Genomic DNA, 26,751 nt, shown 5'->3' on the forward strand with positions numbered 1-26,751 from the left:
TACTTCTATGATGACTATCAGACTACTTTTGCTAGTTAATATTCAAAATAATGGCTAACCAAAACTATCTAGCCGTATCAAAAATATATTACGCTATTATGCTCTTTCTGAACGGTAAGACTGGCTAATAGCGCTTCCTTTAATGCTTCCAGTCTATCAGGTGAGAGTGGCTTATCGTTTTGATCACTGATAGAAAACATATCCTCAGCACGCTCACCTAGAGTAGTAATACGCGCAGCATGTACTTCGATTTGCTCTTGCAAGAAAACTTGCCCAACTCGCGCCAATAGCCCTGGCTGATCAAGCGTTTCTAAGCTCATGATGTGCTGGCCTGATGCTTCATTGAACTCAAAGTTAATCACCGTTTTCACTTCAAAGTGTCTTAATTGACGCGGCATACGCTTGTTCGTCAGTTTAAGTACGGTAGGGTCTTTGAACGAGTCAATTAAGCGTTGTTTTAGCTCTTGTTGGCTCTCCTCATCGACCAGCAATGTGCCACTAGGATCTAGCAATACATAAGAATCCAAAGCAAAGTCACGGGTCGCTGTGATAATGCGTGCATCTAAAACATCAAGATTCATCTGATCAAATACTGCCATAGTAACGGCAAACAAATTCATCTGATCTTGGGTGTAGACAAAGACCTGTACCGCATCAAGTGCCAATTCGCGATGTTCACGCAAAACGACCAACGGTGGACTGTCAGCATTAGAGGCCAATCCAATCGGTGGGTGATTCAAAATAGCTTCGGTATGCCATAAGATATCTTCTGCAATCTCTCGCAAGAAATACTCATCGCCCAAGTCATCCCACAGACGCAATACTTCATCGCGGTTCATATGTTGGTTATTGACATTATCTAGCATCGTCAAAGCTTGCTTGCGTGTGGCGCTAATCATATCTTGACGATTGGTGGGCGCATCGATATCAGCGCGCAAGATGCGCCGAGTTTGTGAGTATAGCTGTTTCATGAGGGTCGCCCGCCAGCTGTTCCATAGCTGTGGGTTAGTCGCATTCATATCAGCCACCGTCAGTACATACAGATGGTTTAGATGAGTCACGTTACCGATGAGATCAGAGAAAATAGTCACCACTTCAGGGTCTGAGATATCTTTTTTCTGTGCAGTAATCGACATGAGAAGGTGATAGCGCGTGAGCCAACCGACTAAATTCGCATCAGCCAAGCTCATACCATGCGATAAGCAAAACTCAATCGATTCGGTTTGACCAAGTTCACTATGATCGCCGCCACGGCCCTTAGCAATATCATGGAACATTGCTGCTAGTACCAAAATCTCTTTACGTTCGATACGCTGAAAGATAGAGCTGACTAGAGGGAACTCTTCGTGAAATGTCGGATCTGTAAATCGATGCAAAATTCTAATCAAAAACAAGGTATGCGCGTCTACCGTATATCGATGGAACAAGTCATATTGCATAAGGCCAGTAACTTGCGCAAACGCAGGAATATAGTTACCCAATACTCCATAGCGATTCATGGTACGTAGACGATGAAATAAGTAGTTCTGTTCTTTTAGGTTCGATAAAAACAATGCTTTGTGAGTAGGATTGTCTCTATATATCTGATCGATGCCTCGCGCGGCAATTTTGAGTGCGCGCAAAGTATGGGTACGAACTTTATCGATACCATGCTGACCCATCAATAAAAACATCTCTAAGATAGACTCAGGGTGCTGTGCAAAAACTCGATGATGTGCGATAGCAATTTGGTTACCAATACGGTTGAATCGCGCATTTATAGGCTGTTTTTTTGGCCGTTCATCGTCCGGCAGCTGCGGTTCTATGATCGTTTCATAATAATGATTGGTCAGCATCTCAGACAGTGTTGATATCTGCATCGCACAGCGATAGTAGTCGCGCATAAACCGTTCGACCGCAGCGTTAGGCTGGTCGTCAGGCTGGGTCTCGTAGCCCATTAACTGAGCAATCTCGCGCTGATAATCAAATAACAACTTGTTTTCATTACGGCCCGTCAGTACATGTAAGTAATGACGAATTTGCCATAAATACCCTTCGGCAAAGCTCAACTCATCAAATTCTTTTTCGGTCAAAAAGTTCTGTTGCACTAAATCATATAGCTTGCTCACGCGAAAATAACGCTTAGTGACCCAGCCGATGATATGGATATCACGTAGCCCGCCCGGTGCTGTTTTGATATTGGGTTCAAGGTTGTACTCGGTGGCATTGTGCTGCAAATAACGCGCTTTGGATTCTTCCATTTTTACATCAAAAAAGGCGCGCGGAGACCACTGTTTGTTGACGATTTGAGCAGGCATGTCTTGCAATGCTTCGTTGCCGATTAGGAGTCGAGCCTCCAGCTGAGCACTGGCAATCGTATGATCAAGCGCAGCCTCTAGCGCATCATTGACACTACGTACAGAGAGCGCAGGCTCTAGTCCTATATCCCATAGTAGAGCGACCAGTTTGTCGATTTTACTACTGGCATCAGTACCTATTTCACCAGGAGCCAGGAGCAAAATATCGATGTCTGAGTAGAGTGATAGTTCACCGCGCCCGTAGCCACCAGTCGCAAAAAATGCCAAATCAGTCTTATCTAACTCAAACCATTTAAACAACGCAATCAATAGGCTGTCGATAGCGCAAGCGCGTGCTGCAACCAGTTGGCGAATATTGGTGCCGCGTTCTAGTGAGCGGCTGATATCGTCGTTGATCTGGGCCAACCATTCAGGAATGCCAAGTAGGTTCTTGTCTGTCACATTTTTGGCTGACAGTGGGGATGAGTCTGTCGCCACCTCACTTGGTAGTATCGGTAAAGGCGTCAAATCAACAGAGGCGATATCACAATTAAACATGAGTGTTATCCAGTTAAGAGTTTAGAAATAGAACGTTTAAGCTGAGCGCTATTGGGCAACTAATGTGCTAATGGCTAATAAAAGTCACGAATAGCAATTATCAATAAAGGTGCTGATAAATATATCAATAGAAGTTATCAGGTCATCTGAGTATAAAGACAAAGCGCCTATAAGCACAATACTCAATATGGACTAGGGCGTGTTTGATATTCAACCATGGCACTGACAGAGACTATTTTTTAGACAGTTCGACGTTAAAAATAGTAAGTTTAGTCATTCTAACCGTCTATTTTTAACAATGAAATGGCAAAAAATAGTCCTGTCTCCTTCTATTAATATTGGAGCTGAGGCTAAAACTGCCCCATACTGCGTTGTAAACCTAGTTAAGGCACAAGCATTACCGTCGTTTTACGCCTTGTCTAGAACAGTTTTAGCAATCAGCAGTGCCTATTTGTGAATATCAAACACGCCCTAATTAAAGACCAAAAAAAAGACCGCCTAAGCGATCTTTGATTGTACTACTGCGTCAAAAAACTTAAATCTTCTTCGGGGCGAGTAGTAAATACCTCACAACCATTCTCTGTTACGACCATGGTGTGCTCCCATTGGGCAGACAATTTGCGGTCTTTAGTAATCGCCGTCCACTCATCAGGCAAGATCTTAGTTTGCCACGTGCCTTGGTTAATCATAGGTTCGATGGTAAACGTCATACCTGTTTTTAGCTCAAAGCCAGTGCCTTTTTTGCCATAGTGCATGACTTGTGGCTCGTGGTGGAATTCATCACTGATACCATGACCACAGAACTCGCGAACGATACTAAAGCGCTCAGGTTCGACAACGGCCTGAATAGCAGCGCCGACATCACCTAGGCGAGCACCGTTTTTGACAACGCTCATACCCGCATAAAGGGCATCTTGTGCCACTTTGCAAATACGCTGGGCCATGATAGAGCCGTTACCGACGATCCACATTTTTGAGGTATCGCCATAGTAACCGTCTTTAATAACAGTCACGTCGATGTTGATAATATCACCATCTTTCAGCAGCTTGCTTTCAGTTGGGATACCGTGACAGACAACATGGTTGACTGAGGTACAGATAGATTTTGGAAAACCATTATAGTTAAGTGGGGCAGGGATAGCCTGCTGTACATTAACAATATAGTCATGGGCGATCTGATTGAGCGCTTCGGTACTGACACCCACTTTGACATGCTCGTCGAGCATCACAAGCACATCACTAGCGAGTTTGCCGGCCACACGCATTTTCTCTATGGCTTCTGGGGACTGGATAAGAGATTTTTTAGTCATCATCGTATATCTTATAATTATGGGTTCATTGTGGGTAGATTATACCATAAACGTACTAGTGACACGTTTACGTTAAGTGATAGTGAACCTATCATTATCATTGATAATAATTGCTTTACAGCGTAGCTAAAGGTTATATGACTCATTAGTCAGACTAATATATTCATATTTTGACAAATTAGTTGAATGTTGCAGAATATATAAGTAATGTAAATTTGCCTGCTAACGGAATGAGCAGCAATTTTCACTGTATTTGTGCAGTGAAAATAACCAAATTAATGATAACAAGGATGTTGTTATGACGCTTTCTTTGTACATTCGTGCAGCTCTCACACCAAAGACATTTTTACCAATACTGGGTTCAATCAGTGCTGGTGTGCTTCTAATGACCATGCAAACCACTTCTGCTCAAGCTGCAGGACAATACTATAATTGTGCCAATGCTAACGGTTGCAAGTTGGTGGACAGTAAATATTTCACTTCTAGTTACACTAAAACTCAATATCCGGTCGTCTTAGCACACGGGCTTGGCGGTTTCACAACGCTATTTGGAGTCATTGACTATTTTAACGGGATTCCTGAAGACTTGATGAAAGGTGGCTCAGAGGTATATACCACCAAAACATCAGCAGTCAATAACAGCGAAGTTCGAGGTGAGCAACTGCTACAACAGGTCAAGACCATTGCCGCCATTTCAGGTGAGTCTAAAGTCAACTTATTTGGACACAGTCAAGGTGGTATAGATATCCGTTATGTCGCTGGCGTCGCGCCAAAGTACGTGGCCTCAGTAACCGCAGTATCAAGCCCAGAGCAAGGATCAAAAACCGCTGATTTTGTTAAAAATGTTCTTGAGCCAAATAATATTTCTGGACAGCCATCTAATGTCACCACTCAACTAGTATCAGGTGTGTTTAATCTGATCGGTGGCTTTACAGATATTGGGTCAGGTATCAGTTTCAATAAAATTCAACAACAAGATGGCTGGCAAGCGCTCGTAGCTCTATCGACCGATGGTGCTGCTAAGTTCAATGCCAAATTTCCTGCAGCAATGCCCAAAAACTATTGTGGTCAGCCGACTAGTACTGCGGTCAATGGCATCAAGTACTATTCATTTAGCGGTGTTGGGCAAATAACGAGTGCACTTGACCCTAGCGATTACCTATTAGCCGCAACGGGCGTACCGTTTGCAGGTGAGTCTAACGATGGATTGGTATCTGCTTGCTCAAGTCGTCTTGGCTATGTGATTCGTGATAATTATAGAATGAACCATTTGGATTCCGCCGATCAAGTCTTGGGTCTGACGGCATGGGGAGAGTCTGAGCCAAAATCTATCTATCGTACTCAGGTAAACCGTCTGAAAAACGCCAACCTATAAGCTGAACTGTAAAATAATAATGCTCATTGATTGAGAAATATCGTTTATGTCAAATAACCGCCGTCCAGCCTATGCAACAATTGCTATCATCGCCGTGGTTATCATTGCCACAGCGGCGGTTATTTTGTGGTTCAAGCCTAGTAACGATGTAAATTCAGCTTCAATCAAATCCTCCGTCTCTAATAATGAGAGTAGCGAGTCAGTGACCACTGAGCTGGCTGCGGGACAAGTTGTGAAATCGACAACGCCACCCAGCCAGTCTCAATTTGTTACAGGATTAGAAAATTTACCACGCTCATTAAAGGGTACTCAGATTGATGGTGAAATTATCATCGATGAAAATAAACAGTTGGTCGTCACTGAAGGTCTGCGGCGTTTGTTTGATTATTTTTTATCAGCCCTAGGTGAGGAAGAAGAAGCTATTATATTTGCCCGTGTGGAGAGTTATATTCGCCATCACACACCAGAGCCTGCCGCTAGCCAAGCAGTCACTATTTTTAATCAATATGTTGCTTATCTTAAAGCACTTCCTGAGATAGAAAAGCGCTATGGTAATTTGCAATTACAGGCGACCAAAAGTGGTGAGCTGGATTTGAATGCAGTTGGCCAGCAAAAACAAGACATTGCTAATCTACGACAGCAGTACTTTGATAAGCCAACTATCACAGCATTTTTTGGCGCAGAGGATGACTACGATAATTATAGTATAGAGATGGTCAGAATTGACCAAAATAAGCAAATGTCTGATGCACAGAAACAAGCTGCCCGTCAGGACTATATCAGTCGATTGCCAGAGAATGCTACTAAAAGCAATATCATGCAACAAGCCAATATTAGCGAGTTGATGACTCGCACTGAACAGATGAAAGCTCGCGGTGCAACGCCCGAGGAATTATATAATATGCGCCGAGAGCTAGTAGGCGCACCAGCAGCAGAAAGGCTGGCACAAGTAGATCAAGAAGACGCTAATTTTGACCAACGTTTCACCCAGTATGAAACTCAAAAAAATCGCTTATTAAGCCAAGGTGTCGATGCAGCCCAAGCGCAAATTCAAATCAATCAGCTTGAACAGCAACTATTTAATGACACTGAGCGTAAGCGTTTAGACGGTTATGGGGCATTACAACGACAGCAAGCTATGAATAATCCCTAATTACCGTCAATAATTACTGTCACTAGCTACCGTCAATAACCATCAATAACCATCAATAACCATCAATAATCATCATTGATACGGATGGATAGAGTGAGCAAGATTATAGTTAGCAGCTCATTTAGGTACTGGCAAGGGCAAGTAGCTAGATATTTGCAAAGTAGTACAAAATACATTCCGAATAACTACCCAGTTTATGATGACACCTCCCTATGAGTCATGAACAATATTGTCATTGTTTAGAGCATTAAATAAAACAATAAATGAATCATAATAAGTCCGAGCTTTTACTATGTTTATTAGAGCTTACCGCCTGTCTATTAGCGCTGAGGGCTCAAGCAGATAGTGTGTTTAGTAAAAGTATCAGATGCAATAAAGCGAGGAGTTGAAATGAAGAATATGACTAAAGTAATGATGGCCGCGACATTGGCAATTGGCACACTTGCCGCAGGTTGTCAGACGACGAATTTGCCTGCGCCAGTTAACCAACCAATCACTGCAGATGTCTTGCAAGCGCATAACTGGCAGCTAGTTGATGCTAAACGCAGCAATGGCGATAAAGTAACGCAGCTATTTTTTGACCCAGCCAAGCCATTAACGTTAAATTTTATGAATGATAACGGTAGAGGTTACGTGGCATTTATGAATACCTGTAATAACATGGGCGCTGGATATAGCGTTGCAAATGGTGAAGTCGAGATTAAAAACGGCATCAGTACTATGATGGCATGTCCTGAACCGCAAGCTAGCTTTGACACTACTGCATTAGCCACTGTAAAAGGTAAATATAGCCTTAGTAAGAATGCCAACAATGTGCCTATTTTGACTATTAAAAATAATGATCAAGTCGCTTATTTTAAAGCCGTTGCAAAGTAGCTTAATGATCGAGTAAACAGTTTGACTGGTTCGTGAGCTTAAGCAATTAGAGTTACTTGTCTGAAGTTACTCATTTAAAGTTGCTCATTTAAAGTTGCTCATTTAAAGCTACTCTTCTTGTAACGCAAAATGCCTCGCTATCAAGTGGGGCATTTTTTTATCCAAAGTTTGACTCAGTTTAGGCTACACTAGAGCAATAACCCTATAATACCTTTGATATCGTAAGATATTAGCTATGGCGTTGAGTCGGCAACAGTGACGATAATTTTTTAATTATTCACAATACTCTTATCATTAGGATCTATTGGATACCACGCTATGTTTGAAACCGTAAAAGTCATTACTACGATAGCTATAGTTACCGTCCTCACTGGCTGTCAGACATTACCTAATACCTCAGTAAAAAAGCCAACCAGTACAGTTGAGACCAGTCCGCTGACTGCACGTATGCCAGTGATTGATCGCCAAGGATATATTGCCTATATAGAAGAGCAGGGCGCAGGTACAGCGAAAGTATCGACACTTTATAGTATCCGTCCTGACGGTAGCGATCGTCAGTTAATCGATCAGCTTAATGGCTATATCTATGCGCCAGCATGGTCGGCAGACGGACAACTGCTTGCCTATAGCAAACAAGCCCCGCGTGAGCATCCCAAAATTTATATTTATGATCGTAGTAGCAATACGCGCAACCTAGTGGTAAATGCTGAAGGCAGCAATATGTCAGCGTCATTTTCACCCGATGGTCAAGATTTGCTCTATAGCTCTACTGTCGGTGGTAATGCTGATATCTATAAAATGCGTCTGAGTGATGGTAAGACCCAGCAGTTAACGACTCTGCCGAGTACAGAGGTACAGCCCAGTTATGCTGCCGATGGCAAGAGCTTTGTCTATACCAGTGATAAAGTCCGTGCTGGACGACCGCGAATTTATCGTTATGACTTCGCTACGGGCAATGCGACAACTGTATCAACAAATGGGTATGTGGCCAGTCCTCAGCTTAGCTTAGATGGTCAGCGTATGGCTTATCTAAATGGTCGCAAGGCGGCTGTCATGACCTTGATGACTGGGCAAGTGGTCAACTTGGCAGAAACAGGGCTTGATGAACCCGCACGTCTATCTCCCTCTGGCAATTATGCCGTCTATCCAACTCGCCGTTTGAATGTGGGCGGGCAAGTAGCAAGCCAAAATGGTGGTAGTCTAGTTATCCATTCGCTGTCAGGTAATATCAGCTATGCCATTAGCGGTCAAAATGGTGGAGTCGTACGCTCACCGATATGGGGTCGTTAGTGTATTAAACGCATATCGAAATTCTAATATTTAATTCAAAAATAAGACAAATCTGAGGATAAAAAAGTATGGCGCACAAAAAAAAGAACGTTCGCAAAAAACTCTGCCCTGTCTGCGAGCGCGAGTTTAGCTGGACTAAAAAATTGGATAAGAACTGGGATAGCATGGTCTATTGCTCCGACCAATGCCGCCGTGTTAAAAAGTATGAAGGGCTAGATCATCAAAAGTAAGATGTCACCACAACACAAATAGTTAGAAGTAGATGGGAGCAAATAATGGCACATAAAAAAATAAACCTACCGCAAAAAACTTGCCCCGTCTGCCAGCGCCCCTTTACGTGGCGTAAGAAGTGGGAGAAAGATTGGGAGCAGGTGATTTATTGTTCTGAGCGGTGTCGGCGGAGTAAATCAAAAAATGACTAGATCAACATAAAGTTCAGACTATCCATTGATAAGCTGAACTTTATTTTTGCACTTTTATTTTTGACAGTTACTGGCGATCAAAAATTACCGTTTCACCATCGTCATTTTGTACTTCCATCTGATCTTCATAGCCGTTGAAGGTGAGTGTGTCACCTGCGACTTTAACATTCATCTGATAAAAAAATGATAAATCATCACCACCAGTACTAGTATACAGTGACTGTCCAAGGGTAAATAGACCATTGTTACCTAGAGTATAGAGATTCCAGTCCATACCAGAGAGTGGTACAGTACCATCTTCAAAAGGTGGATCTTCATCTACTTCTATGTGAAAAAAGGTCTGATTGTCTAAGAATCCGACCAGTACAAGCTCGTCATCTAACTGACCTGCTTGTGCCTTCCAAATGCCTAACTCGTTTTCAGACTTGGCCTTAACAAACGTAAAGGACTCATCATCGTCTATGACCTTATTATCGTTATCGTCTACACCTAACGTCAGTGTATCACCAGAGACTTGCACCGTTCTTAGCACATCATCTGACAAACCAGAATCGTCGTTAGCGTCATAAATAATTTTATCAATGACCAATTCATCATTGGCTTTTAAAGAGTATTTACCCCACTCAATACCATTGTCTTCATTTCTTGATGAAGTAGGGCCAGTCACTTGGGTTTGTACATAAGTGCCATCGTCTAAAAAGGATAAGCTTACTAGCTCTTCGTTACCCTGCTTCATTTGCCACAGCCCTGAGAGCATTTTGGAGTCTACAACGGTACTAGACCCGTTTCTTGAGAACATAAACTTCTCGTTATCGTCTATTACCCCGTTTTGATTGTTATCAACCTCAATGGTAAGATCGGTGTCACCAGTCACACGCGCGTAACGGGTACGCGATTCTGATAATCCAACTCCATCATTGTCGTCATAAAACTGTGTGGTTGTTAACGCTTTAGTCGTAGTGTTGATAGCATAAGTACCCCATTCCATGCCATTTTCGGGATTGCTGGTTAAACCAGTGTCATCCACTTGCACATAGATATAAGTATTGTTTTCTAAGAAAGCCACTCCGACTAGTTCATCTTCATCGGCATTATCAAAGCTCCAAGATCCTAAGATGCCTTCAGGTTTGACCTCTGAGAATCTGTAGATTTCATTACTATCAATGATACCATTGTCGTTTTCATCGACTTCGAGGATAAGCTTGCCATTCACTACTTTAGCAGAGGGATTGGGAGCGTCTGATAATCCAGCGTTACCGTTCTTGTCAAAAATAGGTGTAGCGGTGAGTTTACCTGTTTTACTATCAATGCTATACGTTCCTGACTCCATACCATTTTCAGGGTCACTCTTTGAGCGACTGGCATTGACTTGAGTCTGTACATAATTACCGTCATCTGTAAAGACAATCACTGATAAGTCGTTACCAGCATCGTCGCTACTCCACATTCCAACGATTTCGGTATCGATATCCGGCTGATCAGGTTGTGTGATATCTGGTTGATCAGGCGGCGATGTTGGTGATTCATCAGAATCAGAGTCTTCACCACATCCTTGTAAAATGAGTGCAGTTGTTATGGCTAATAGTGCTAGTTTAAATGATTTCATTTTTATCGCTCCTTGATTTAAAAGATAAAATCTTACTTAGCTCAAATATCAGTGCCCCACACCCCCTTATTATTATATTTTAAATAAAGAATATATAAATTGTTATTTACGAATATATCAAACATTTTTTGGTTAATCCAATCCAAAAAGTATTTTTTAAATGAGTAAAATAGGAAAGTTGGTTATCAAAGGAGTGGGACACGAAAGAAAAAGGGAATTATTAAAACTAAATTGGTTAGCGAAATCCTACAAGTAGGACTGATTGAGAGAGCTTTCTGTTTTGGATATTCATAGGTGTGAGATAGTGAGTGGTAATAATATATATTTAGAAGGTATAAAATATACACAATAAAATACCATCACTTTTTCTACTACATTTTTTATGGCATGAAATAGATAGAGGAGATGGTATATTTAAATTCTATAGCTACATGTATTTTTCAGAAAATCATTGCATAATAAATCATCTAGTTTTATAGATTCGAATTTAACCGCTTCTCAGCCGTTTTCATGTCCCAGTCTTTACGCGACATATAATTCTCTAACTGATCGCAGCTTGTCTTACCGACATTGAAATGTTTACTCTTTGAATGCAAATAAGAGAAACTATGGCTTACTTAGCATCTCTTTTAGCAAAAATATTCGCAACCAACGCGCCACTAAAGTTATGCCAGACACTAAATATCGCACTAGGTAAGGCCGCGACAGGATTGAAATAAGTTGCCGCAAGGGCAGCGCCCAGACCAGAGTTTTGCATGCCTACCTCTACCATAATGGCGCGGCGTTGTTTCTCCGTAAAGCCGGACAAACGAGCGATTACATATCCTAAGGTATAACCCATCATATTATGTAAGGCAACCACGATAAAGACGATTGCACCACTGTCTAAGATAGTCGCTTTAGATACTGCCACCACTGCCGCTATAATAATAGAGATACCCAATACCGACACCATCGGTAATACCTCGGTGACGAACTCGATCTTTTTACCCAGAAACTTATGAAAGATAACACCCAGTAATATGGGCAAGATAACGATTTTCGTAATGGTCATCATCATACTGGCTAGGTCGATGTCGATCAGCTGACCAGCAAACACATTTAATAGAATCGGGGTCAGAAAAGGCGCAAGCAGGGTAGAGATAGAGGTAATCGCCACACTCAATGCCACATCACCTTTGGCTAAGAACGTAATCACATTACTAGAAGTACCACCCGGGCAACAACCTACCAAGATAACACCGACTGCGATTAAAGGATCAAGGTTGAAGATGACCGTTAATAGGTAAGCGATCAAAGGCATGAGCGTGAACTGTGCTAATAGCCCTACCAGTACAGGCTTTGGTCGTTTGACAATTTCTAGGAAATCTTCCGTTTTGAGTGTCATGCCCATCCCAAACATAATGATGCCAAGTATGGGAACGATTAAAAAAGCCAACGAGGCAAAAAATTCAGGAAAAATAAATCCCAAAACAGCACTGACCAATGCCCAAATTGCAAAAGTTTTGCCAATCCAACTAGAAAGTAATGCAATCTGATTCATAGCCTGTCTCAAAATAATAAAGTAGACAATAATCTAGCATGGTTCTTGTCAGTAAATGATAAAAGTATTTTGCTATGAACGTAGCGATAAGTTTGCTGATAACAAATAAAGGATGCGCCATAAAAAATGGCTTACCCATATTAAATAAGTAAGCCAAAAAATAACTATCAGGTTTCTATAACTTTATTAGCCAATCGACTATAAATTTGGATTTAACCACTTCTCAGCTGTTTTCATATCCCAGCCTTTACGCTCAGCATAACTCTCTAACTGATCACGGCTGATTTTTCCGACGTTGAAGTATTCACTGTCAGGATGTGAATAGTAGAATCCGCTGACCGATGACGCAGGCCACATTGCATAGCTTTCAGTCAAAGTCGTACCGATCGCATCTACTGTACCAAGCCAGTCAAACAACTTGCCTTTTTCGGTATGCTCAGGACAGGCAGGGTAGCCAGGTGCAGGGCGGATACCAACGTATTTTTCTTTAATCATCTCATCATTGGTGAGTGACTCGGTCGGCTGATAGCCCCAGTACTCTTTACGGATGAGCTCATGTAGATGCTCGGCAAAGGCTTCAGCTAAGCGGTCAGACAGCGCCTGTACCATAATGGCATTATAGTCATCGCCTGCTGTTTTGTATTGCTCAGCGAGTGCTTCTGTACCGACGATTGAGACGGTAAAGCCGCCCAAGTGATCAGTGTGGGTGTCTGATGGTGAGATGAAGTCTGCCAAGCTAAAGTTAGGCTTGCCGCTTGCCTTGTCGCTTTGCTGACGTAAGTGCTCAAACTGGTAGGTCGGTTTACCACCATTTTGTGGGTCATTGTTATATACAGTGACGGTATCTGCGCCAGTACGGCGCGCTGGCATCAGTTTAAACACACCTTTCGCTACGATTGATTTCTCCTCAATCATTTTGTGTAGTAGCTCTTCTGCATTTTCAAACAAATCGCGAGCCGCTTCACCAACCACATCATCTTGCAATATTTTCGGGTATTTACCGGTCAGACCCCAAGAGATGAAGAATGGTGTCCAGTCAATATAAGGCAGCAGATTCGCGATTGGATAGTCATCCAATATCACTTGTCCTAACTTGTTTGGCACTGGTGGCACATAGGTTTCCCAATCATACTGAAAGCCAATCTTGACTGATTCGGCATAGGTGACTTTGGCAGCTTTTGGTTGACGCTTAGCCAGACGCTCACGCACTTTGACATACTCTTCGCGTGTCTCATCGATGAGCGCTTGACGGTGTTCTTTTGATAGTAATTTGGTCACCACACCGACTGAGCGCGAAGCATCCGATACATAGATGACGCCATCGTTTTGATATTGCGGCTCGACCTTGACGGCAGTATGCGCTTTCGACGTCGTTGCACCGCCGATCATCAATGGTAGTGTCATGCCGCGCTCTTGCATTTGCTTGGCGACATAGACCATCTCATCGAGACTTGGGGTAATCAGACCAGACAGACCGATGATATCAACTTTTTCTGCGATGGCAGTATCGAGGATTTTTTCACATGGCACCATGACACCGAGATCGACGATGTCGTAGCCGTTACAGCCCAGCACTACGCCGACGATGTTTTTACCGATATCATGCACATCGCCCTTGACGGTTGCCATCAGGATTTTACCTTTGACTTCGCCTTCGACTTTTTCCGCTTCGATATATGGGTTTAGCCATGCAACAGATTGCTTCATTACACGGGCAGATTTTACGACTTGCGGTAGGAACATTTTACCAGCACCGAATAGGTCACCGACGATATTCATACCGTCCATGAGCGGCCCTTCGATGACTTCTAGCGGTTTAGGGTACTTCTCCCATGCTTCTTTGGTATCCGCTTCGATAAAGGTCGTCACGCCTTTGACCAGTGCGTGGGCGATACGTTCTTCTACCGTGCCTTCGCGCCAGCTCATATCGACAGTACTGTCTTTTTTCTTGCCGCCATCTTGGTAGTTTTCAGCGACCGTCATCAGGCGCTCAGTCGCATCTTGACCAGTTTCACCTTGATTGCGATTGAGCATGACGTCTTCGATAGCGTCACGGGCTTCTTTTGGAATATCATCGTACAGCTCAAGCATGGCTGGGTTGACGATACCCATGGTCAGGCCGTTTTTGATCGCGTGGTATAAGAATACGGAGTTGATCGCTTCACGGATTGGGTTACCACGGAAACTAAACGAGACGTTGGATACGCCGCCTGAGACCATCGCGTTCGGTAGGTTCTCCGTAATCCAGCGCGTGGCATTGATAAAGTCAGCACCGTAGTTATTATGTTCGGTGATACCCGTGGCAACGGCAAAGATATTGGGGTCGAAGATAATGTCTTCTGATGGGAAGCCCACTTCATTGACCAGTACATCATAGCTGCGCTTAGATATCTCAATCTTGCGCTCGTAAGTGTCAGCCTGTCCGTCTTCATCGAATGCCATAACGATAATCGCAGCACCATAACGCATGCATAATTTGGCACGCTCAACGAATTCAGCATGGCCTTCTTTTAGCGAGATAGAGTTGACGACAGATTTACCCTGCGTACGCTTTAGGCCTTCTTCGATAATGTCCCATTTAGATGAGTCAATCATCAGTGGTACACGGCTGATATCTGGTTCGCCTGAAACCAAGTTGACGAAGTGAATCATCGCCTGCTTGGAGTCAAGCATGCCTTCGTCCATATTGATGTCGACGATTTGCGCGCCGCCCTCGACCTGATCACGCGCGACATCGAGTGCTTCGGTATAGGCCTCGGTTTTAATCAAACGTAGGAATTTTTTAGAGCCTGTAACGTTGGTACGCTCACCGACATTGACAAACAAGCTATCAGAATTGATGGTAAATGGCTCTAGACCAGACAAGCGGCAGGCAGGGGCTATCTCAGGAATAACACGCGGTGGATAGTTCGCCACGACTTTAGCGATTTGACGGATATGCTCAGGTGTCGTACCACAGCAGCCGCCGACGATATTTAAGATACCCGCTTTGGCAAACCCTTCGAGTAGGGCAGCTGTTTCTTCAGCGGTTTCGTCATACTCACCAAACTCATTGGGCAGACCAGCGTTTGGATGCGCAGAGACAAAGGTATCAGCGATGTTTGACAATGTCTGAATATGTGGGCGCAGCGCATCAGCACCTAGCGCACAGTTAAAGCCAACCGATAATGGCTTGGCATGGCGGATAGAGTTATAAAACGCCTCGGCCGTTTGACCCGATAGCGTACGACCTGACGCGTCGGTAATCGTACCCGAAATCATGATTGGTAGCTCAAAGCCAATATCATCGAACACACCAGTGATCGCAAATATCGCGGCTTTGGCATTTAGCGTATCAAAGATCGTCTCAATCAAAATGATATCGACGCCGCCTTCTATCAGACACAAGGTCGCTTCACGGTAGTTGAGTACCAACTCATCAAAGGTAATATTACGAAACGCAGGATCATTGACATCAGGCGATAGCGAGCACGTACGTGACGTCGGACCCACAACACCCGCAACGAAGCGCGGTTTCTCAGGCGTTTTTGCGGTAAATTCATCAGCCGCTTCTCGAGCAATCTTGGCCGCTGTCCTATTTAGTTCTGGCACTAGATACTGCATATCATAGTCAGCCATCGACAGACGCGTACCATTAAAGGTATTGGTCTCGATGATATCAGCGCCCGCTAGCAGATGATCGTGATGAATGTCTTTAATCATGTGCGGCTGAGTCAGTACCAGCAGGTCGTTGTTGCCGCGTACATCTTGGTCGATATCGGCAAAACGCTCACCACGATAATCCGCTTCTTCTAGTTTATAAGTCTGAATCTGCGTACCCATCGCACCGTCTAACATCAAAATGCGTGATGCCATTTGCTCAGTGATACGTGCACGTGCGGTTAGCTGCTGCTCTTTAAAAGGAAATACAGCAGGCGGCGTTAATATAAAGTCATTAGCGGATGAGGAGTTAGAGGCGGAATCGGTTGGTGAGGTCGTCGTTGGAATCATAGGTGTGCTGCTTATATCGTAATTATTAAAAAAAGAAGGAATAACAAACCAGTAGCGTGCAGAGTCTCACGAAGAGGACCGCAAATTTGCATTATTTTAGCATGAAAAGTTTGCTACATAGGGATACTGCATATTCCTCTTTGGCAATAGATAAATAAGAGGAGAGCCAAGTAACAAAGCAAGATAATAGAGTCTATTTCATAAAGCAGATACGCACAAATGAATATCATTTCGCTAAGGGCTTACATAAAGCTTTTCTTTTGCAAATGAAAGCCAACGGGAATGCTCAGAAGTCAGACAGAATTTACACCCATACCACAAAAAATTGCGCAAAGTCAGGTTGATAAAGATGGCTTACATGTTAATTTAATTTCAGAAATACAAGGTTCTAGTAAGTCCTACTTATAAATATAGGCTCATTTATTAGCAGTAACTGGCACCAAGAGTATCAGTGTTAGTAGTACGGTATGGTGAGCAAATGGCATTAGCAGGCAAGACGATCTGTAGGACAGTAATATCATAGTTGAAACAATACCAACGTCAAAGAAATTCAAATCATTAAGGAAAATGTTATGAAACTTACTAAAATTGCCACCATCGGTACATTGGCTATCTCAATCGCAGGTCTAAGTGCTTGTAATAATATGATGCCAGCGAAGACAGGTGATATGAAAGCACCAATGCACAGTCAGAGTATGGCTAAGATGAATGTTGTACAAATTGCGCAAAGCAATCCTGATTTTTCAGTATTGGTAGAAGCGGTACAAGCAGCAGGTCTAGTTGATATGTTGTCTGATCCTAATGCTCACTATACGGTATTTGCACCGACCAATGCTGCCTTTATGCAAGCATTACAAGAAACAGGTATGACCAAAGCACAGTTATTTGCCAATAAGCCATTATTGACCAAAGTATTGGGTTATCACGTAATCGCGGGTGATATGGCTATGTATGCCAAAGATGTGAAGCCTGGCAACGTGATGACCGCTAGTAAAGACACGTTGATGGTAACCAAAGAAGGCAAATTAATGGATGAAAACGGTCGCACAACGAATATCGTGAAGACTGATATCGCTGCCAACAATGGTGTTGTCCATGTAATCGATAGAGTGTTGTTGCCTAAATAAGTATTAGCTGAGGCATATCAACTGTATTTATTGCAAGACTAAACAGCCATTGTTTGTGATGATTTCATTATCAGACAATGGCTGTTTTAGAATTTAGGGTTTGATCTATATAAGTTTCTGTTTAGGTTTGAATTTTAAAACAGACATCTAAAAGTAGTTAATCAACAGCATTTTGTCTCAAATATCGCAATAACTGATATACAAGCAAACAATGCTATATACGTGATTGATACAGTGTTGCTACCTAAGTAAATACCATTTGAAAATTAAACAGTTAGACTGAGAACTATCAATATAACGGACTAAATAGTATGACTAAGTAATTGATACATTTATCAATCATTGGTCATCATTATATTTATCGAAAGTTATTAATTTAAATAAACCCCTTAATCAATTATTTATCCAAAAAGGAATTACCTATGTTAAAGAAGAACTTGTTATCTATCGCAGTTGTAACCGCAGCCATGTCACTAGCAGCGTGTAACGATACTGAAACTGTTGCAGAGCCAACTGAACCAGAAGCCACTGAAGAAATGGCAGTTGAGCCAGTTGCTGAGACAGAAGCTGTTGAAGCAGAACCAATGGCCGAAATGGATATGGAAGCGACTCAAACTATCGCTGAAATCGCAGCAGAAAACGAAAACCTAACTATTTTAACCGCTGCGCTACAGGCTGCTGGTCTTGATACTATGCTAATGGAAGAAACTAAGCATACTGTATTTGCCCCAACTGATGATGCGTTTGCGCCAGTATTAGAAAAACTAGGTGTGACTAAAGAAGAGTTATTGGCCAATACAGACTTGCTAAAAACTGTCCTTCCTTACCATGTGCTAGCAATGGAAGTTAAAGCGGCTGATATCCCATACGGTACTGAGATTGAAACGGCGAATGGTAAAACCATTACTATCAGTGAAGACAATGTAATTACTGATGCTACTGGTAACACAGCAAATATCACTGGTACAGATATCATGGCAACCAATGGTGTGGTTCATACTATCGATGCAGTATTAATGCCTGAATAAGCTATTTATTAACGCGTAGATTTATAATCTATAAGTTAGTTAAAGAAAGCCTAGCCATCGTGCTAGGCTTTCTTACGTCTATGAATTAAGGACGCAGAAATCAAGAATAGGGAAGTTAAGGCGCAGAAGTTTAAGCGATGAGATAAGCTATGGGTTAACTATACGTGTGCGGCTACCTAATTAAAATAAGGTTATAAAATGCTAAAGCGAGCTCTATAAAGAAGACAAGCAAAAGATAAAATAACAGTTATACGTTACTTAAAATACAGCTTAACTTTAGAAGATAAAAGGGCAGTTTTAAGGTATTAAATCAGTTCTTATGAACGTGGGCTTTGATGTTTTTTCGGTAAGCTATTCTGTAGTGGTGTGGAAAACTATCCAAACAAAAAAGCCCGAGACTATAGTCTCGGGCTTTTTATTTATTCAATAAGATTAAATAGTAACCTTACTAAATCGACTTACACTTTATCTTTACGTAATGGATCAGCGTTCATGCTTTTTTGCTGTGCTAGATGACGCTCTTCCCAATACGGTGCGTTTTTGATACCGAATTTAGCAGGATCAAAACTATAGCGAGTGACGCCAGCTTTACGCTGAGCTTCATAGTCTTTAAGCATAGTAAGTGTTGGACGAGCCACGATGAAGATGACAAGAATACCAACAATGTTAAGCCAAGCCATAAGACCAACACCGATATCACCGATTGCCCAGATATAACCAGCTGAGTTTAGACCACCATAAGCAACCATCGCCATGATAAGAATTTTCACTAGGAATAGACCAGTTCTGTTCGCACTACGACCAAGGAAGCGTGTTAAGTAAGCGACGTTGACTTCAGCGATGTAGTAGTAAGCCAGAATTGTTGTAAAGGCAAAGAAGAATACAGCGATTGCGATAAAGACATTACCAAACGTACCGTATACAGATTCCATTGCCATTTGCGTGAAAGCAGGAGCATTGATTTCAGTAGCAGCGGCGACGTTCTGTACGATGAACTGACCATCTGGTAGCGTACCTTGAATGTTATACATACCAGTAGACAAGATCATGAATGCAGTAGCAGAACATACTAGTAATGTATCAACATATACTGAGAATGCCTGAACGAGACCCTGCTGTGATGGATGCTCAACTTCAGCAGCAGCAGCAGCGTGAGGACCTGTACCCTGACCAGCTTCGTTGGAGTAGATACCACGTTTCACACCCCAACCGATAGCAGCACCAAAACCTGCTTGTGCAGTGAATGCATCACCAACGATCATACCAAACACATCTGGAATCAAGCTGAAGTTGCTGAACATGATGATTAGCGCTAGGGCAATATAACCTAATGCCATGAAAGGTACTGCAAACTCAGTAAAGGTTGCAATACGCTTAATACCACCGAAAATGATGATACCTAGCACGACTAAGATGATAGCCAAGCCGACCAAACGCATAGAGCCAACTTCTAGGCCTGCAACGTTCATGATCGTACCTTCGCCCATTACCTGTGCAAATGCACTGATAACACCGTTCGCCTGTACACCAGGTAAGAACATACCACATGATAAAATAGAAGCGATTGCGAAGAGGATACCGTACCATTTTTGACCAAGGGCACGTTCAAAGTAATAAGCTGGGCCACCGCGATATTCGCCAGTTACCACATCTTTTTCTTTGTAAATCTGAGCAAGAGTAGATTCGACATAGGCTGTAGATGCGCCTAGGAAGGCTACGATCCACATCCAGAAAACGGCACCTGGGCCACCGAAGCCGATAGCAGCAGCTACCCCAGCGATGTTACCCATACCCACACGACCGGCGAGTGAGACGGCAAGTGCCTGAAATGATGAGATACCCTGTGCACTAGATTTACCAGTGAATAGGAGTTTGATCATCTCACCGAATAGACGTACTTGTACAAAGCGCGTCATAATGGAATAGAACAGACCGGCACCCAAGCAGAGATAAATCAGCGCTGGGCTCCAAATAATTCCATTTACTAAGTTAACTAAACCTTCCATATTTATGTTCCTAGTACTGTCTCAAGGTGGCACTGTTTGCTAGGAGTAAACTAACTGGTTAACTTACTTATTTAAGTTAAGCAGTTAAAGTCTCTGCATCGACTTATTTGTTGTCTAAGTCTCATGTGCTTGGCCACCAAGGATGGACTGTAGTTGTCTGTATTTACCCGCGTATCTCATCAGTAATACGGACTATTTGCATAGCGCTTATCACTGACAATATAAATATCAGCTGCGTTTACTATTATTCTACAACCTCAACTACTGCGGTCTTCTATCATCATGTTATACATCAGATGAGTCATAAGTTGACCGGCGGATAAAACAGGCGGTTATATAATTAAATATCCATCACCATGATGGCATTCAACTTACTATGAGCTGTCTTGAATAAATACATGACTGGTATGGCGAATTGACAGTATTTAGCGATAATTTGACAGTTAATTGATGTTTTTATTAAGAAATTAACAACTCGCTAATACTAATCAAACTATAAGTCCACTACCAAATGTATTCAAACCGTACGGCTACGTAACTGCAATTTGCCATATTTTTGTACTAATTACTAGAAATTTCTTTGTAGACGGTAGATATATTCGTATTTTATTTGGCTGATACATTAGCAAGATTTGCATAATATATAAATAATTGTTTGTACTTTCATAACATTTAGTCTGATTACTCTAGACTGCTAGATTTTTGCTCTATATCTATCATGATAAAAACGCGTTATCGTTGACGCTATGCGGTTGTGTTTTGGTAACGGTCAATTGTAAAAAGCCGTATATAACGCCATCATTAGGACAACTTCTTTTGATATCATGCTGATAGAGTGATGCGCAGATATACAATATATAGAGCGCATGACTGCCGTATGAATACTAAGAAACTTAAAAATATTAAAAACGTGGTACTGGATATTTGTTATTTATCATTATTAGGAGAATCAACAATGACGCGTAAATCTATTATGAAGCCGATGTTGCTAGCCGCTTTATTGACAACCTCTACAGTCGGTCTAAGTGGCTGTGGCTATAACAACCTGCAAGCACAAGATGAGCAGGTCACTGCTTCATGGTCAGAAGTGGTCAACCAGTATCAGCGTCGTTCTGATTTGGTGCCAAACTTAGTCAAAGTCGTACAGCAGTATGCTGAGCAAGAGCAAGAGGTCTTCACCCAAGTGGCAGAAGCTCGCTCACGTGCGGGCGGTATCACGGTAACGCCAGAAGTACTCAATGATCCAGAAGCGATGGAGCGTTATGCAGCAGCGCAAGAGCAGATGACAGGGGCATTGTCACGTTTGATGGCAGTGTCTGAGCGTTATCCAGATCTAAAATCAGATGCACTGTTTCAGGACCTGCAAGCGCAGTTAGAAGGTACTGAGAACCGTATTGCTGTGGCTCGTAACCGTTATATACAAGAAGTGCAGGGATACAATACAACGGTGCGTCAGTTCCCAACCAACATCACTGCAAAAGTATTTGGGATGGATACTAAGCCCAACTTTAGTGTGGCTAATGAGGAAGCGATTTCAACCGCACCAAGTGTTGATTTTGGCGACTCTACAGAAAAGTCTGCTGAATAAAATTTAGAATTAATGTGACAATAGCAATAGAGCGGCATAGGCAGCTCTGTTTATTTAGCTAATGGTTCAATGATGATTAGTTAGAGTCTATCAATTGGTAAAGATGTTATCTGAGGTGGTATAGATTAGATGAATAATTCAAAAGCAATCTTATCAGCATTACTGTTTACGTTAGGTGTCGTCAGCGTGCCTGCATTGCACGCTGCACCCAATGATACAGCGGTGGCGACAGATAGCACCTCGAATCTGCAAAACCGTAGTGTCGAAGAGTTGGTGGCCGTTGCTAAAGCAGGAGAGTCTAACGAAGCAATCAATGATGCTGTATTAAATAATGATGCCATCAATGAAGCGGTGCTCGGCAACGACGCTATCAATCAAAACGCAGATAACCAAAGCACAGCAAATGATACAACCAATGCTCAAACAACCGCTCAGCCACCTGTACGCTCCAGTGCCGAGGGTATTGACGCTGATAAGTTGATACTCAATGAACCAGTCGTTGATCAAGCCAATATTTTAAATCCTCAAGAAAAGCTACGTCTAGAGGCGCAGCTTAGAAGTATTTATCAGCAGGGGTTAGCACAAGCAGCGGTGGTTATCGTACCAACTACCAATGGCGTACCAATATTTGATTATGCCTTGCAAGTTGCTGAGAAGTGGGAACTGGGTGATGAAGCTATCGATGATGGCCTGCTGATTGTCGTTGCTGTCAATGACCGTGATATGTATATTCTAACGGGTTATGGACTAGAAGGCGTCTTGCCCGATGCGGCAGTCAATCGTGTCATTCGCGAAGATATCACACCGTTATTTAAGCAAAATAACTATGGTGCGGGGATAATCGCTGGCGTTGAAGCGCTCAAAACACGCCTAACTGCTGATCCTGAAGTCTTAGCCCGTGCTGATGCACAAGCCGCAGAACGTACTGCTCAGCAAAGCTCAGACGAGCTGCCGTCACCTATTTTCTTATTTATCATGGCGATGATTTTTGGTAGCTTTATTACGAATATATTGGGCCGAGTATTTGGTTCTATCATTACCGCTGGCGGGTTTTTTGCAGGTTCGATAGCCTTAGGCGGCGGCTTCTTCATGACGCTGATTATGGCAATCTTTATCTGGATGTTTTTGATCTCACGCGGCGGTGGCGGTGGAAAAGGCGGCGGCGGTAAAGGTGGGCGCAGAGGCGGCATGATTTTCTTGCCCGGTATGGGCGGCGGCAGTGGAGGCGGCTTTGGCGGTGGTGGTTTCGGAGGCGGGGGCTTTGGCGGCGGCGGCGGTGGTTTCGGCGGCGGCGGCGCAGGTGGCTCGTGGTAAGTATTCCACACACGCAAACAAAATAAACTCTACATAACCATCGAAAACGGCGTACTTGAGGAAATAATATAATGGTAGAAGACAACGCTTCAAACCCCAGTTTTGCCCGCTGGTGGCGTCAAGTTTTGTTCGTCCCTTTATTACATAGTAAGTGGCTAACAACAGAATCTAAGGCGCGTTTAACAGATGCTGTGACACGAGCCGAACGTGGGCATCGTGGTGAGGTGTTCTTAATTGTAGAAAACCATCTGCCTATCCAAGAAGCTTATCGCATGAACTGCCGTGAGCGTGCGATTGATTTGTTTAGCGAATATCGCGTCTGGGACACGGAAGAAAATACGGGCGTCTTGATCTATGTCAATGTATGCGAGCGTAAACTAGAGATTGTCGCAGACCGAGGTATCAGCGCTCATGTGAGTCCAACAGTATGGAATGCAATGTGCGAAAAGGCAGTATCTGGTATTGCTACTCAAAAGACAGAAGAGAGCTTGGCTGAACTGCTAGACGAAGTGGGGCAGGTGTTACGTCAATACTATCATCTAGAGCATGATCCAGAAGGCAATGAGCTGTCCGATACAGTGGTATTTTTAAAGTAGTTTGCGCCTTATATGGTTGTATTAAGAAGGTTGCTTTTATAAGTAGCTTATCTATACGGTCAAAGGGGTTTGTTTTAGGCGATATGCTTTTAGTGTTAAAATAACTCTTCTGGGACAGATAATGCCTTATATACAGTTTGATTATCCTACTGTGCAATATCTACTAGGGCTCGTCTCGATACCATCATTATTGGAATACTATGATTGAATTAATAAAAAAACTACCGAAAGCTGAACTTCATCTACACATTGAAGGTTCGTTAGAGCCTGAGCTGATGTTTAGACTGGCCAAAAAGAACAACGTAGAGATACCTTATAAAGATATCGAAGATGTACGCAGTGCTTATAACTTCACCAATCTACAGACCTTTTTAGATATTTACTATACGGGTGCCAACGTCCTGCTTACAAAGGATGATTTCTATGATTTGACGTGGGAATATATTCTTAGATGTGTTGAAGACAATGTCATCCACACAGAAATATTCTTTGATCCGCAGACGCATACCGAACGCGGCGTACCTTTTGAAGCGGTCATCACAGGTATCAAAGAAGCACTCGCCGATGCCAAAGCAAAATACGGTATTACATCATGCATCATCATGTGTTTCTTGCGTCATCTATCGCAAGAAGAAGCGTTTGAGACATTAGATCAAGCACTGGATTATAAAGATGACATCATCGGTGTTGGTCTTGATTCATCAGAATTGGGTAACCCACCATCGAAATTCAAAGAAGTCTTCCAAAAAGCCAAAGAAGAAGGCTTTAAGTTGGTCGCTCATGCAGGCGAAGAAGCAGACTTTTCATATATCTACGAAGCATTAGACCTATTGAATATCAATAGAATCGATCATGGTGTGCAGTCTATAAAAAGCCCAGAGTTGATGCAAAGACTTAAAGATGAGCAGATGCCACTGACGGTTTGCCCGAACTCAAATATCGAGCTAAAAGTCTTTGAGACTTATAAAGAGCACAATATTAAAGAGCTTTTAGACTATGGTCTAAATATCAGCGTTAACTCAGATGATCCAGCGTATTTCAAAGGCTACGTGAATCAAAACTTTATCAATCTATATGAAAATTTACCGATTACGGAAGACGATGTTATTACTTTGGTAAAAAACTCGTTTAAATCGGCATTTATCAGTGATGAGTTAAAAGAAGCTTACTTAGCGAGAGTTGATCTTGCATTGAAATAACTTTAACGAGCTTGTTTTTAATAGCAAAGGCCTAACGGTTTATATAAATCGTTAAGCCTTTTTTATTGTCTGTCATGCAGCAATGTTTATAAGTAGTAGCGTTTATAAAGTAGTAATCTCTGCTATAAGCAGTGGTAGTATTACTCCAGCCTTTTCTGCTAATGTGATATCGACGATGGTATTTGGTGTTGGATCAGGGTTTATCTCAATAACTTGCGCGCCATTCTGTTTGGCTGATTGTGCCAATCCAGCAGCAGGATAAACCAAGCTTGAGGTACCGATACTGATAAACACCTCGCAATTAGCTGCAGCTTCTTCGGCAGTCTGCCATGCCTGTACAGGTAGAGCTTCGCCAAACCAAACAATATCTGGTCTAATATAACCGTCGCAATGCGGACAGTTAAGCAGTGATTCATCAAAGCTCATAGTGCCTTGATTATCGTACGATGCTCTCGATTGATCTTGATAGGGTATCTCACACTGACCACAGCGGTTACGCCACAGATGACCATGCAGGTGAGTCACCGCGCTACCAGCTTGCTCGTGCAAATCATCGACATTTTGGGTGATAAGTGTCACCTGCTGATCGGAGGTTTGCGCATGATACTGCCACTGAGCCAACGCATGATGGGCTGGATTTGGCGCTTTGTCTGCGACCATTTGCCGACGCCATTGATACCATGACCACACTAGCCTTGGATCACGTGTGAACGCTTCAGGGGTGGCTAAGTCTTCGACTCCGTAGTTTTCCCACAGTCCTGTTTGCTTATCTCGAAACGTTGGGATGCCGCTTTCTGCTGAAATACCAGCCCCAGTCAAAATACAAATACGCTGTTTCGATGCCAGTAGTTGTGCTGCAAGTTTTACTTCTGCTATTAACGCTGGTGATAATTCTGCTAACATGAGCCAACCCTTGCTAATAATGGATATTTTTACTTATGATAGACGGAATTTGGTGGCTTGTCATATTGTTCGCTGTCATCGCAGTTTTATGGTTTGTGGCAAAATCGCGCGGTGCAAAAGCAGGCGAAAAGCATAGCGGCGCAAAATCAAAAAATGCAACACCGAATGATGCGCTGCAAAAAACATCAGCGATATTAAAACAGCATTTTGCTGATTATCGAGTCACACGTAAGGCAAATCATTTGCTCGTTAGCAAACAAGATAAAAAAATTGCGATGATTACGATTGATAAAAAGATTGCTGAGGGTCAGCGCCGTTTGGGTGATGTGCCAGTGATTAATTATCACCGTATACCTAGCCGTGCTCAATTGACTGCCAATTTGCAAGATGCAGAGTAATTTTGCTATATAGTCAATCCTCTATAAATTGGCTACGGTGTCAGTCTTGCTCAGTCTACTACTTGTAGTACTTTCACTCGGCTTCCTTGTATCCAGATTATGCTGAATCGACTATAGGTGAGAGCATTAGAAGTATACAAGCACAGAAAAACCGCAAACATTTTGATATGTAGGTTTAATTATTATAGGTAGT

General features: G+C 42.7%; 20 protein-coding genes. 13 read left to right on the top strand and 7 right to left on the bottom strand.

Going from position 1 to position 26,751, the window contains the following annotated elements:
* Positions 1-77 precede the first annotated feature (77 nt).
* Both glnD and map read right to left on the bottom strand, forming a co-directional pair.
* The gene (gene glnD / locus HCZ91_RS12440) at positions 78-2,834 is read right to left on the bottom strand and encodes a [protein-PII] uridylyltransferase (RefSeq protein WP_179799623.1); all 2,757 of its coding nucleotides are present in this window, start codon (positions 2,832-2,834) and stop codon (positions 78-80) included.
* Between the two features lie 518 nt (positions 2,835-3,352).
* Positions 3,353-4,147 (bottom strand): type I methionyl aminopeptidase, encoded by a 795-nt coding sequence (gene map, locus HCZ91_RS12445; RefSeq protein WP_179799624.1) that lies wholly within the window; start codon positions 4,145-4,147, stop codon positions 3,353-3,355.
* A 295-nt stretch (positions 4,148-4,442) separates the two neighbouring features.
* Here map and HCZ91_RS12450 point away from each other — a divergent pair, with 295 nt between their 5' ends.
* The 6 genes from HCZ91_RS12450 to HCZ91_RS12475 all read left to right on the top strand — a co-directional run bounded on the left by HCZ91_RS12450 (position 4,443) and on the right by HCZ91_RS12475 (position 9,260).
* Positions 4,443-5,519 (top strand): triacylglycerol lipase, encoded by a 1,077-nt coding sequence (locus tag HCZ91_RS12450; protein WP_179799625.1) that lies wholly within the window; start codon positions 4,443-4,445, stop codon positions 5,517-5,519.
* Between the two features lie 46 nt (positions 5,520-5,565).
* Entirely contained in the window at positions 5,566-6,672 is a 1,107-nt protein-coding gene (locus HCZ91_RS12455) for a lipase secretion chaperone (RefSeq protein WP_179799626.1), read from the top strand.
* Between the two features lie 390 nt (positions 6,673-7,062).
* The gene (locus HCZ91_RS12460) at positions 7,063-7,548 is read left to right on the top strand and encodes an META domain-containing protein (protein WP_179799627.1); all 486 of its coding nucleotides are present in this window, start codon (positions 7,063-7,065) and stop codon (positions 7,546-7,548) included.
* A gap of 318 nt (positions 7,549-7,866) precedes the next feature.
* Positions 7,867-8,838 (top strand): PD40 domain-containing protein, encoded by a 972-nt coding sequence (locus tag HCZ91_RS12465; RefSeq protein ID WP_179799628.1) that lies wholly within the window; start codon positions 7,867-7,869, stop codon positions 8,836-8,838.
* A 68-nt stretch (positions 8,839-8,906) separates the two neighbouring features.
* Entirely contained in the window at positions 8,907-9,068 is a 162-nt protein-coding gene (locus HCZ91_RS12470) for a DUF2256 domain-containing protein (protein ID WP_179799629.1), read from the top strand.
* 45 nt (positions 9,069-9,113) lie between these two features.
* A complete protein-coding gene (locus HCZ91_RS12475) occupies positions 9,114-9,260 on the top strand; it encodes a DUF2256 domain-containing protein (protein WP_179799630.1) in 147 nt (48 codons plus the stop codon).
* Between the two features lie 67 nt (positions 9,261-9,327).
* On the opposite strand, the gene HCZ91_RS12480 is transcribed toward HCZ91_RS12475, so the two are convergent.
* The 3 genes from HCZ91_RS12480 to metH form a co-directional block, all read right to left on the bottom strand.
* Entirely contained in the window at positions 9,328-10,866 is a 1,539-nt protein-coding gene (locus tag HCZ91_RS12480; protein ID WP_179799631.1) for a hypothetical protein, read from the bottom strand.
* A gap of 613 nt (positions 10,867-11,479) precedes the next feature.
* A complete protein-coding gene (locus HCZ91_RS12485; RefSeq protein WP_101204954.1) occupies positions 11,480-12,409 on the bottom strand; it encodes a bile acid:sodium symporter family protein in 930 nt (309 codons plus the stop codon).
* Between the two features lie 198 nt (positions 12,410-12,607).
* Entirely contained in the window at positions 12,608-16,399 is a 3,792-nt protein-coding gene (gene metH, locus HCZ91_RS12490; RefSeq protein ID WP_179799632.1) for a methionine synthase, read from the bottom strand.
* A 572-nt stretch (positions 16,400-16,971) separates the two neighbouring features.
* Between metH and HCZ91_RS12495 the strand changes: the two genes are divergently transcribed.
* Both HCZ91_RS12495 and HCZ91_RS12500 read left to right on the top strand, forming a co-directional pair.
* Complete coding sequence (locus HCZ91_RS12495) at positions 16,972-17,526, top strand: fasciclin domain-containing protein (protein WP_179799633.1); 555 nt, start codon at positions 16,972-16,974, stop codon at positions 17,524-17,526.
* Positions 17,527-17,948: 422 nt separating this feature from the next.
* Complete coding sequence (locus HCZ91_RS12500; protein ID WP_057758535.1) at positions 17,949-18,554, top strand: fasciclin domain-containing protein; 606 nt, start codon at positions 17,949-17,951, stop codon at positions 18,552-18,554.
* Between the two features lie 458 nt (positions 18,555-19,012).
* On the opposite strand, the gene HCZ91_RS12505 is transcribed toward HCZ91_RS12500, so the two are convergent.
* The gene (locus tag HCZ91_RS12505; RefSeq protein ID WP_179799634.1) at positions 19,013-20,560 is read right to left on the bottom strand and encodes an alanine/glycine:cation symporter family protein; all 1,548 of its coding nucleotides are present in this window, start codon (positions 20,558-20,560) and stop codon (positions 19,013-19,015) included.
* A gap of 955 nt (positions 20,561-21,515) precedes the next feature.
* Here HCZ91_RS12505 and HCZ91_RS12510 point away from each other — a divergent pair.
* The 4 genes from HCZ91_RS12510 to HCZ91_RS12525 all read left to right on the top strand — a co-directional run bounded on the left by HCZ91_RS12510 (position 21,516) and on the right by HCZ91_RS12525 (position 25,257).
* Entirely contained in the window at positions 21,516-22,148 is a 633-nt protein-coding gene (locus HCZ91_RS12510) for a LemA family protein (RefSeq protein ID WP_057758539.1), read from the top strand.
* 129 nt (positions 22,149-22,277) lie between these two features.
* Positions 22,278-23,462, top strand: a complete 1,185-nt coding sequence (locus HCZ91_RS12515; RefSeq protein WP_179799635.1) for a TPM domain-containing protein — start codon at positions 22,278-22,280, stop codon at positions 23,460-23,462.
* Between the two features lie 71 nt (positions 23,463-23,533).
* Positions 23,534-24,058 (top strand): TPM domain-containing protein, encoded by a 525-nt coding sequence (locus HCZ91_RS12520; protein ID WP_101204947.1) that lies wholly within the window; start codon positions 23,534-23,536, stop codon positions 24,056-24,058.
* A gap of 200 nt (positions 24,059-24,258) precedes the next feature.
* Positions 24,259-25,257, top strand: a complete 999-nt coding sequence (locus HCZ91_RS12525) for an adenosine deaminase (RefSeq protein WP_179799636.1) — start codon at positions 24,259-24,261, stop codon at positions 25,255-25,257.
* Positions 25,258-25,359: 102 nt separating this feature from the next.
* Here HCZ91_RS12525 and HCZ91_RS12530 read toward each other — a convergent pair whose 3' ends face one another.
* The gene (locus tag HCZ91_RS12530) at positions 25,360-26,160 is read right to left on the bottom strand and encodes an NAD-dependent deacylase (RefSeq protein ID WP_179799637.1); all 801 of its coding nucleotides are present in this window, start codon (positions 26,158-26,160) and stop codon (positions 25,360-25,362) included.
* 35 nt (positions 26,161-26,195) lie between these two features.
* Between HCZ91_RS12530 and HCZ91_RS12535 the strand changes: the two genes are divergently transcribed.
* Complete coding sequence (locus HCZ91_RS12535; protein WP_102091131.1) at positions 26,196-26,558, top strand: hypothetical protein; 363 nt, start codon at positions 26,196-26,198, stop codon at positions 26,556-26,558.
* Positions 26,559-26,751 lie beyond the last annotated feature (193 nt).

This window comes from Psychrobacter sp. BI730 (genome assembly GCF_013414195.1).
GTDB lineage: Bacteria > Pseudomonadota > Gammaproteobacteria > Pseudomonadales > Moraxellaceae > Psychrobacter.